At 35.1% G+C, this 2663-nt stretch carries 3 protein-coding genes; 1 reads left to right on the forward strand and 2 read right to left on the reverse strand.

What is annotated here, in order from left to right; translation table 11 throughout:
- The coding region (locus ABYK33_RS15265; RefSeq protein ID WP_373034176.1) for a CpsB/CapC family capsule biosynthesis tyrosine phosphatase at positions 1–365 on the forward strand (365 nt) is incomplete at its 5' end.
- A gap of 54 nt (positions 366–419) precedes the next feature.
- Here ABYK33_RS15265 and ABYK33_RS15270 read toward each other — a convergent pair.
- Positions 420–980 (reverse strand): hypothetical protein, encoded by a 561-nt coding sequence (locus ABYK33_RS15270; RefSeq protein ID WP_373034177.1) that lies wholly within the window; start codon positions 978–980, stop codon positions 420–422.
- A gap of 275 nt (positions 981–1255) precedes the next feature.
- Positions 1256–2663 (reverse strand): TonB-dependent receptor plug domain-containing protein (locus ABYK33_RS15275; protein ID WP_373034178.1); only part of this gene is annotated, 1408 nt, incomplete at its 5' end.

Consider the following 2663-nt stretch of genomic DNA (forward strand, 5'->3'; position numbering starts at 1 on the left):
AAACCTCTTATGCCTCGAAGCCTCTACAGCTTGAAGCGATGATCTTTGAAATTTTAGCAACAGGATATATACCGCTTATGGCACATCCTGAACGTTATCGTTATGTTAGAGATCCTCTAAAAGAGTACAGCAGATTTAAAGAACTTGGCGCACTGTTTCAGCTTGACTTGAACTCTTTGGGTGGGCACTACGGTAAAGATGCTAAGAAAAAAGCAGAGATACTCTCTAAAAATGGAATGATCGATTTCTTAGGATCTGATGTACATCATCTTAAACAGACAAAATTTTTGGATGAAGTATTTTACAGTGAGGACTACGCAAAGTTATGGAAAAATAATACAATTTTGAACGATACACTTAGTTAATCCATAACACTCTTAGCTGTTGATCCTCGGGACAAGCCGGAGGATCATGTAGGGTTATCTTTTAAAACTCTTCCAAATCAAAACAATCACAACCAACTCAATCCCGATAAGTAAAAAATGCAGATCATAGACTTGGTCTTGAGGGTTTTCTATGCCATAGTGTGCAAATGCTTTATAGATGAGATAGGCCATTCCCATGCCTGCAAGATAGCCTAGCTGTTTAGCTGTGTCGACTTTGGTTAAGAGTGTATCTGTCTGTAGAAGTAGGGTTTCTGCTCTTATGAGATAGCTGCCAAAGAGAAAAGTCACCTGATACCCTGCATAAAGTAGAAGGGCAGTCTGATAGGTATATGATGCATAAAGAAAATAGAGCATTGCGAGTAGTAATACCAGCTCCACAAAAACAGAGATCCTGAAAAACCACTTTGCATTGAGTATGTGATGATAGAAACGTGCTACCAGCAGCATACCCATAGCAAGGATGACACCACCCAGTGAGTAGATAGAAGGTTCAAGAGGTGCATAGAGTGTAAATATAGCGCCTACACTCAATCCCAAAAAGAAGGAGTTGAAAAATTTGTATCTGATGAACCATAAGGGGAGAATTTTTAACATGTTTGATTATACCTTATCTATTTAATTTATAAAATTTTATCTTTGTCATCCTAAACATCGGCGACTAAATAGTGATACTCTACGTCGCTAAAGCTACAAGATCTACACATTTGATTCTCGAATACTCTAAGTTTTACAAGACTTCCAAACAACTCAAACCGTGGTGATGTTTCTCCTTCCTTTTTTTAGAAAAAATGAAACAAAAAATCGACATCACTCTCAAATCGCTTTGCTTTCAAGGGTGTTCGTGATGTCAGAGGCGTACTATGTACGATTTAAAAGCTATACTTGATCTTAGCATAGAGTGATCGATCTTCTGTTGCATAGCTGTATACTGATTGGTACTCTTTGTCAAAGATATTTTTTGCATGAATGGAGAGATCGATATCTTTCATAATTTGTGTACTGAAGTTCAGGTTCCAAAGGGTATAGTTTCCTGTTCTTGCTTTTATATTATACGTATTGTAGGAATATTCTATTCTATCACCGATATATTGTGCATCGATACCAAAATAAATGTCATTTTCTGTGTAATAACTTACAGATGCATTGAACGTATCTTCAGCTCTTCTTTCACGTATTTCACCATTTTCGTCATCATAATCAAATAAATGTGTGTAATTTGCAGACATAATAAGGTTATGATCTGGTAATGTGTATGTACTTTCCAGTTCTATTCCAGAAAATTTTGATGTACCATTGACATTGTAATATCCATAATTAGTATTGTCATAATCTATATAATCTTCAACAGTATTTTTAAAGTAGGTTACGGAAAGTAAATCTTTATAGGAAGCTGAAATATCAAAACCTTTTGTATAACTTGGTTTGAGAATATTTCCAAAAACCGGGTTAGCATACTGGTAGGCACTGGGTGCATCAGATGAAGTGTAATAGTTTGCTGATGTTGTAAAACCTTTTAAGAAATTATGATTATGTTTAAGCCCTATCTTATAGGTTGTTTTATTGTCAAATTTACTGTAATCATCAAATCTTAAATTTGTCTCTAGTAAGGTATTTTCAGTGATGTCATAGATATTTGATAGATAGACTGCTTTGTTGAGATAGTCTGCTTGAGAAATACTATTATAACCTATAGAGTGATACTGGTTGTCTCCATTGATGTCTTTGTATTCAAAACCTAAGATGGCTTTACCCAAATCATAGTCATAAGCATTAATAAATGAATACTCTTTGATGATGGTATCAAAGGTACTAAGACCACCATAGGGGTCAGTCGCCTCTCTGTCATACTTTCCTCTACTTGCGAGGATTGTTGCACTATAGTTATCTAGTGTAAATGCGTATTTGAATAAAATATTGTCTTGTTTCGCATCAATTTTACTAATATGATCATCAGGACTGCCAACATCATAATCCATATCACTATCTACTTTATTGTAGCTAAGGCTTAATTTATTGTTTGTATTAAAAGCATAACCTAATTTCAGATTAAGGTTTTTATTTGTGTATCCATCTGATTCGGCATCTCTAGGTGCAATGGCTGAAAAACCATCAGTATCTAAATATGAAGCAAGTACTTGTGCTGTCAGTTTCTCATCTCTAAATGAGAGTGTTAAGTCTGCCCCTTTAGTTGCATGAGATCCATAATTTAGACCAATGGAACCATGTATACCATTTTTAGCTTCTTTGGTAATGATGTTAATGACACCAGCAGAAGCA

Source organism: Sulfurovum sp. (genome assembly GCF_041562805.1).
In the GTDB taxonomy this organism is placed as follows: Bacteria; Campylobacterota; Campylobacteria; order Campylobacterales; family Sulfurovaceae; genus Sulfurovum.